Below are 6823 nucleotides of genomic sequence, written 5' to 3' on the forward strand. Positions count from 1 at the left end.
CCATGACTGCGCGCAATATCATCATCGACACAGACCCCGGACAGGATGACGCTGTTGCGATCCTGCTGGCGCTGGCCAGCCCCGAAGAGATCGAGGTTCTGGGCATTACCGCAGTCGCAGGTAACGTGCCGCTGGATCTGACCGCCAAAAACGCGCGGATAGTCTGCGAATTGGCGGGCCATACCGATGTACCGGTTTATGCCGGGTGTGATCGACCGCTAAACCGCCCTCTGGTGACCGCTGAACATGTGCACGGCAAAACCGGCCTCGACGGCCCTGATCTGCCTGACCCGCAAATGGAACTGACCGAAGGTCATGCTGTCGATTTCATCATCGACACCCTACGCACGCATGAGCCAGGTACTGTCACCCTCTGTCCGCTGGGCCCTCTGACCAACATCGCAGCCGCCTTTCAGAAAGCACCTGACATCGCTGAACGCGTGCAGGAAATCATTCTGATGGGTGGCGCTTATTTCGAGGTTGGCAACATCACTCCTACGGCTGAATTTAACATTCACGTTGACCCGCAAGCCGCTGACATTGTGTTTAAATCCGGCGTTCCAATTGTTGTCATGCCTCTGGACGTGACGCACAAGGCGCTGGTTACAAAGCCCCGCAACGACGCCTTCCGCGCACTGGGAAGCAAGGTTGGTATTGCAGTTGCCGAGATGACCGATTTCTTCGAACGTTTCGACAAGGAAAAATATGGCAGTGCAGGTGCCCCACTTCATGATCCTTGCGTAACAGCCTATCTGATCAAGCCCGAGCTGTTCAAAGGTCGGCACGTGAACGTCGAAATTGAAACCCAGTCCGAACTGACCATGGGCATGACCGTCGCCGACTGGTGGGGCGTCACGGATCGCAAACCCAACGCCCTGTTTATCGGCGATGTGGATGCGGACGGGTTCTTTGACCTGCTCATCGAACGGCTGGCGCGGCTATGACTGCCGCACTGCGCCTCGCCCGCCCGGACGATCTTGACCGTCTGATGACCCTCGTCTCTGCCTTTCACGCCGAGGAAGGCATCGAACAGGATGCTGATCAACTGCGCGAAGCGCTGCTCCCCCTGCTCGAAGGCATACCTCATGGCTGCATCTATCTCATCGGGCCGGGCCGCGCGCCACTGGGCTATATCATCCTGACATTCGGCTGGTCCGTCGAATTCGGCGGAATGGACGGCTTTGTGGATGAGATCTACATCCGCCCGGCAGTCAGAGGCCGTGGAATTGCCACAGAGGTTCTGCTTGAACTTCCCAAGGCGCTGGCTGGTGCAGGGCTGACCGCCCTGCATCTGGAAGTCGACCGCACGAACGAGTCAGCACAAAAGCTCTATCTTCGGACAGGCTTCAAGCTGCGCGACCGCTATGCGCTCATGAGCAAGAAGCTCTAGCGCGACTCCCCGCGGAAGATCACATTTGGATTGTACATTTCCTGAACAGGATCGTCCGGCGACGCCTTTTGACCGGTGATCGGATAAGTTCCCGGGTCGGCACAGGCCGCCATCAGTCCCAGAGAAAGCGCGGAAATAACCAGAAGGAATTTGGATACAGGCATCGTGTTCTCCTTTCTGCAATGCAAGCAGCATAGGTCACGATGCGCCTGTCTCGTTAGGTACAAGTTCACACATAAGGATATTTATGTCGGCGAATATTTGCCTATAACCCTACTTTTGGTACTCAGTAGGTCAAAATTTCAAAATGATATCTTAGCCCTTAGTGTCCGACCCAGATTGATCCGGGCGTAGTGACATTTCAAAGAACAGAAGATGGCCTTCGACAATCTCTGGCAGATCTGAATACGCGTCACGCAACTGAAAGCCTAAGGACAGGTACAATTGAGTCGCCGCCTCAAGAGGTTTTCCCGTGTCCATCCGAATGTATTCGAATCCATCGCTCCGACACTGTTCAATAAGACTTAGCATGATCGCACAGCCCGCACCGGTGCCGCGTGCCTGCTCGTTGACATACACTCGCTTGATTTCTGCCACCCCGGGTTCAAGCGTGTGAAACATCCCGCACCCTATCGGCTGTTCATTCAACAACGCCAACCTCATCCCACCAGAGGGCGGCATGTGATCGGTTTCGATCGCCTCCAACACGCGGGCATACTTTTCCTGTGGATAGACAGCCTGCACGATTTGCACCGATCTTTCGTCCAACGTCAGCAGAAAATCTCGATACTCCCAACACAAACGCCGAACCGCGTCCAGCTGGTCCGGCGTTTCTGGTTTGATAATACTCAACAAAATACGATCCCCGGGAAGTACCCAGGTATCAACATAGCATCACAGTAGTTAATTGCGAAGGATCGACGCGCCTGCGTACTCGGCAACTTCGCCCAGCGATTCCTCGATCCGGATCAGCTGATTATACTTGGCCAACCGGTCCGACCGCGCCAGCGAGCCGGTTTTGATCTGACCGCAGTTGGTTGCAACCGCCAGATCAGCGATGGTTGCGTCCTCGGTCTCGCCCGAGCGGTGCGACATGACGTTGGTGTAACGTGCACGGTGGGCCATATCGACAGCGCGCAGCGTTTCAGTCAGCGATCCGATCTGGTTTACCTTGACCAGCATCGAGTTCGCGCAGCCACGCTCTATCCCTTCGGCCAGACGTGCCGGGTTGGTCACGAACAGATCGTCGCCCACCAGCTGCACCTTGTCACCGATGGCATCGGTCAGGGCCTTCCAGCCGTCCCAGTCATCCTCGGACATACCGTCTTCGATCGAGATGATCGGGTAGTCTTTGACCAGAGCCGCCAGATACTCGGCGTTTTCCTCGGACGTCAGCGAGATGTTCTCGCCCGACAGGACGTATTTGCCGTCCCTGTAGTACTCGGTTGCTGCGCAATCCAGCGCCAGGTGGATTTCCTCACCCGGCTTGTAGCCTGCCTTTTCAATGGACTGCAGGATGAAATCCAGTGCTTCTCGGGTGGATGCGATGTTGGGGGCAAAGCCGCCCTCGTCGCCAACACCGGTGGCAAGACCAGCTGCCGACAGCTCACGTTTCAGCGTGTGGAAGACCTCAGACCCCATGCGCACGGCTTCGCGGATATTCGCGGCCGACGTCGGCATGATCATGAATTCCTGAATGTCGATTGGGTTATCCGCGTGTTCACCACCGTTGATGATATTCATCATCGGAACAGGCAGAACACGGGCCGAAGTGCCACCGACATAACGATACAGAGGCTGTGTGGTGAAATCCGCAGCAGCCTTGGCTGTCGCCAGCGAGACACCCAGAATGGCGTTGGCGCCCAGACGGCCCTTGTTCTCGGTCCCGTCCAGTTCGATCATCGCCTGATCGATGGCGACCTGTTCGGTTGCGTCAAAACCAACCAGTTCCTCGGCAATCTCGCCGTTCACTGCTGCTACGGCCTCCAGCACGCCCTTGCCCATATAACGGGACTTGTCGCCATCGCGTTTTTCGACGGCTTCGTAGGCACCGGTCGACGCGCCTGAAGGTACAGCTGCACGGCCCATGGTGCCGTCTTCCAGAATAACGTCCACCTCAACAGTGGGGTTACCCCGGCTGTCCAGGATTTCGCGTGCATGGATGTCGATGATGGTGCTCATGATACCGGTCCCTAAAGATGACTTGGTTGCATGCCTCATAACAGCACCGGGCAAAAAGTAAACCGGCTATGTTATCGCTAACACGCCTATTTTCCGGCCTTTAGGGCTAACATTTTCCTGTTTGCGCCAACGTGCGACGATCCGTCAGGCTGCGACCGCCATTTCGCGCGCCAGCCTGCGTTCACGGATAAAGGTGTACATGCCCGACCCGATGATCAGCGATGCACCTGCGATCGTCATCGCATCGGGGCGTTCCCCGAACATCAGCATCCCGGCGGCGATCGAAAAGACCAAACGGGTATAGCGAAACGGTGTCAGCGCCGAAGCCTCTCCGATGCGCATGGCCGTTACAATGCCGTAGTAGCCCAGAACTCCAAAGCCGATGGCACCCAGATAAGGACCAACTTGTACCGCCTGCAACGGCACGACCGGCTGTGCTGAAAACACCATCAACGCCACCCCTGCCAGCGCGACAGCGATATAGGCCTGCAAGGCGACGACGGATGAAGGTACACGAACATCCAGTTTCCGTGTCAGCAAGTCTCGTGCGGCGATGGCAATCACGGTGGCTACGACGAACAGCGACTCGGGCTCAAAACCCTCAAGCCCGGGACGAATGATCATCAGGACACCGACAAAGCCGATGCCAATCGCACTCCAGCGCCGCCATCCGACATGTTCACCCAGAAACAGCGCCGCGCCCATGGTTACGGCTAGCGGCATCGCCTGAAAAACCGCCGCGACCGTGGACAACTCGACCAGCGACAGCGCGGTAACAAAGGTCAAAGCACCAACCGCCTCGGCCCCGGCCCGGGCCAATGGCAACGGTTGCCACGCCACGGGATCAAAGATGCGTTTACGGGTCGCCAGAGACATCAGTACAAAGACCAGCCCACAGAACAGACCCAACACGATCATGATCTGCCCCGTCGATACACTGATCGACAGATGCTTGATGAACATATCCTCAAGTGAGAAGGCCGCCATCGATCCGATGATCAGCAAGATGCCGTTTACGTTATTCATGCGCGTGTCCGTAGGAATGGGCTGACAAAAATCTGCGCCCTTACGTCAGCAAAAGCGTAACTTTTGCGACGTAGCAAGCCATATTACGACAGGTTTGATGAATTGCCGTGAGGCGACCAATCGCGTTTCGTGATGGATCAGTCCTGTTCCAGCGGGACGCCGTACAGCTCCAGCCGGTGACCTTTCAGCTTATACCCAAGCTTTGCGGCGATCTTTTCCTGCAATGCCTCGATCTCGGGATCGACGAATTCGATCACCTCTCCGGACTGCATGTCGATCAGGTGGTCGTGATGGTCCCGTTCGGCGTCTTCATATCGCGCGCGCCCGTCACCGAACTCCAGCCGCTCAAGAATGCCAGCTTCTTCGAACAGCTTCACAGTCCGATAGACTGTTGCGATCGAGATACCCGAATCTATAGCCGAGGCGCGGGCGTACAGCTCCTCGACATCAGGATGATCCTCGCTTTGCTGAAGGACCTGGGCAATGGTCCGGCGCTGACCGGTCATGCGCAGCCCTTTAGCTTCGCAACGTGCGATGATCGTGTCCGACATGATACCCCTCAGACTTGTTCGGGTTTCTGTCTTAGTACGTCTGGCGCGCTTGCGCCACAGGGGAAATGCGCTTTACGGCAGGGCAATTCACGCAACCCGCTGAAGGTCTGCCCAGATCGGCAGATGGTCCGAGGCGATATGCGCAGGCCGCTCGCCGTGCACACCATGCGCCATGGCGCGCAGCCCATCACCCAATGCAATACGATCCAGTGCCCCCAACGGCTGCGCCGCGGGAAAGCTGGGCATTGGCGGCAGGAACCGCATATCCGGGGCCAGATTATCGAGCACGGGCTGCCGAGACCATTCGTTGAAATCCCCGGCCCAAACTGTTGGCATCTGATTCAGATCCGAGTCACATCTGCGAATATGGGTGATCTGCTGACGCCGCGATGCGGGCAACAGACCAAGGTGCATCCCCATCACACGCAACGGTCCGATGGGCGTATCAAACTCAACCCGCACGGCCCCGCGCGGCTCAAGCCCTGGCAGTTCGTGATGACCGGTCTGTTGGACCGAGATCCCCTCCCCCCGCCAGATCACGGCATTCCCGTGCCAACCCAGGCTTCCAGCCCCGCCAAGATCAACAATCTGCCAACCTGCCTCATCCAGCATGAAATGCGGCAGCGCGGCTGGCCGTGGCGGCAGTCTCTTGTCAGCCTCCTGCAACACCACGATGTCGGCCTTCAACCGATCCAGCACCTGCATGATGCGTTGAGGCTGACGGCGGAAATCCAGCCCGACGCATTTTTGTATGTTGTAGCTGGCCAGCCGTAAGGTCGATGCTCGGGTCATGATGTCCTGAAATATCGTTCAGCCCTAAGATTGCCCTGCCTTCGACGCAGTGCAACCCCGAGTTTCAAAACATCCGCGCAAGTGTTGGCCCCACTTGCCTAAATGGCTATTGATGAAGCGTCTGAGACCACATCGGGATCGCATAAAATGGCAACACAGAACACAAGCAACACCAAACGTCTGGAAGGTCGTTCTCTGGTGATCGCAATGTGGGGCAATCTGTTCATGGCCGCAGCAGGGATCGTTGCTGGTGTGCTGTCCAATTCGAACGCGATCATGATGGACGGCCTGTTCTCGCTGATCGGGTTCGGATCGGCCTTTCTGGGGCGTCGGATCAGCCAGCGTGTCGATGCAGGTCCCGACAAACTGCGTCCCTTTGGCTATGCTGCGGACGAGGCGATCTTTTCGACCTTCAGGTCTCTGTCACTGCTGGGGCTTGTGCTGTTCGCGATCACGAATGCCGCCAAGAACATCTACAGCTATTTCAATGGCATGATGCCCGAGCCGCTGAACTTCGCACCGATGTTCGTCTATTTCGTTGTTATCGGACTAACCTGTTTGTTCCTCTGGGCATTCCATCATTTCACATGGCGCAAGACCGGTAAGGTCAGCTCGATCCTCAGGCTTGAATCCAAAGCGGCGCTGTTCGATGGGCTGATCACGGCCGCCGCCGGCATCGGGTTGGGAGCCATTTATATGTTCCGAGACGGACCACTGGCCCCGATCGCACCAATTGGCGACTCGATCATCGTACTGTTGCTCTGCCTGTTGGCCATAGGTTCCTATGTGCGCGACTTTCGCGGTGGTCTGGGAGAGCTGGCAAATGTCGTCGCCAGCCCCGAGCATCTGGCCACGGCCCGTCGTGCGCTGCGCGCAACGCTAA

9 protein-coding genes are annotated in these 6823 nt (G+C 57.2%); 3 read left to right on the plus strand and 6 right to left on the minus strand.

The genetic code is table 11. The features are described 5' to 3' along the window. Positions 1–2: 2 nt before the first annotated feature. Both E1297_RS46415 and E1297_RS46420 read left to right on the plus strand, forming a co-directional pair. Positions 3–944: a nucleoside hydrolase gene (locus E1297_RS46415; RefSeq protein ID WP_155150773.1), complete on the plus strand. Its 942-nt coding sequence runs from the start codon at positions 3–5 to the stop codon at positions 942–944. Continuing rightward, positions 941–1390: an N-acetyltransferase gene (locus E1297_RS46420; RefSeq protein ID WP_155150776.1), complete on the plus strand. Its 450-nt coding sequence runs from the start codon at positions 941–943 to the stop codon at positions 1388–1390. The genes E1297_RS46415 and E1297_RS46420 overlap by 4 nt, the downstream gene beginning before the upstream one ends. Here E1297_RS46420 and E1297_RS49360 read toward each other — a convergent pair. The 6 genes from E1297_RS49360 to E1297_RS46445 form a co-directional block, all read right to left on the minus strand. After that, on the minus strand, positions 1387–1554 hold the full coding sequence (locus tag E1297_RS49360; protein WP_196223579.1) for a hypothetical protein: 168 nt from the start codon (positions 1552–1554) through the stop codon (positions 1387–1389). The genes E1297_RS46420 and E1297_RS49360 overlap by 4 nt on opposite strands. A 151-nt stretch (positions 1555–1705) precedes the next feature. Beyond that, positions 1706–2242 (minus strand): GNAT family N-acetyltransferase, encoded by a 537-nt coding sequence (locus E1297_RS46425; RefSeq protein WP_209016407.1) that lies wholly within the window; start codon positions 2240–2242, stop codon positions 1706–1708. 51 nt (positions 2243–2293) lie between these two features. Further along, positions 2294–3571 (minus strand): phosphopyruvate hydratase, encoded by a 1278-nt coding sequence (gene eno, locus E1297_RS46430; protein WP_155150780.1) that lies wholly within the window; start codon positions 3569–3571, stop codon positions 2294–2296. Positions 3572–3715: 144 nt separating this feature from the next. Continuing rightward, positions 3716–4597 (minus strand): DMT family transporter, encoded by an 882-nt coding sequence (locus E1297_RS46435; RefSeq protein ID WP_155150783.1) that lies wholly within the window; start codon positions 4595–4597, stop codon positions 3716–3718. A 137-nt stretch (positions 4598–4734) separates the two neighbouring features. After that, positions 4735–5148 (minus strand): Fur family transcriptional regulator, encoded by a 414-nt coding sequence (locus E1297_RS46440; RefSeq protein WP_155150786.1) that lies wholly within the window; start codon positions 5146–5148, stop codon positions 4735–4737. Between the two features lie 87 nt (positions 5149–5235). After that, positions 5236–5940 carry an endonuclease/exonuclease/phosphatase family protein gene (locus E1297_RS46445; protein WP_155150789.1) on the minus strand — a complete coding sequence of 235 codons (705 nt, stop codon included), beginning with the start codon at positions 5938–5940 and terminating at the stop codon, positions 5236–5238. Between the two features lie 147 nt (positions 5941–6087). Between E1297_RS46445 and E1297_RS46450 the strand changes: the two genes are divergently transcribed. Continuing rightward, positions 6088–6823 (plus strand): cation transporter (locus tag E1297_RS46450; protein ID WP_196223580.1); only part of this gene is annotated, 736 nt, incomplete at its 3' end.

Source organism: Roseibium sp. RKSG952 (assembly GCF_009711355.1).

What these genes read in the sequence shown, in the direction of transcription:
- E1297_RS46415 (WP_155150773.1), top strand. Translation starts at nt 3, where the DNA reads ATGACTGCGCGCAATATCATCATCGACACAGACCCCGGACAGGATGAC.
- E1297_RS46420 (WP_155150776.1), top strand. Translation starts at nt 941, where the DNA reads ATGACTGCCGCACTGCGCCTCGCCCGCCCGGACGATCTTGACCGTCTG.
- E1297_RS49360 (WP_196223579.1), bottom strand. Translation starts at nt 1,554, where the DNA reads ATGCCTGTATCCAAATTCCTTCTGGTTATTTCCGCGCTTTCTCTGGGA.
- eno (WP_155150780.1), bottom strand. Translation starts at nt 3,571, where the DNA reads ATGAGCACCATCATCGACATCCATGCACGCGAAATCCTGGACAGCCGG.
- E1297_RS46435 (WP_155150783.1), bottom strand. Translation starts at nt 4,597, where the DNA reads ATGAATAACGTAAACGGCATCTTGCTGATCATCGGATCGATGGCGGCC.
- E1297_RS46440 (WP_155150786.1), bottom strand. Translation starts at nt 5,148, where the DNA reads ATGTCGGACACGATCATCGCACGTTGCGAAGCTAAAGGGCTGCGCATG.
- E1297_RS46445 (WP_155150789.1), bottom strand. Translation starts at nt 5,940, where the DNA reads ATGACCCGAGCATCGACCTTACGGCTGGCCAGCTACAACATACAAAAA.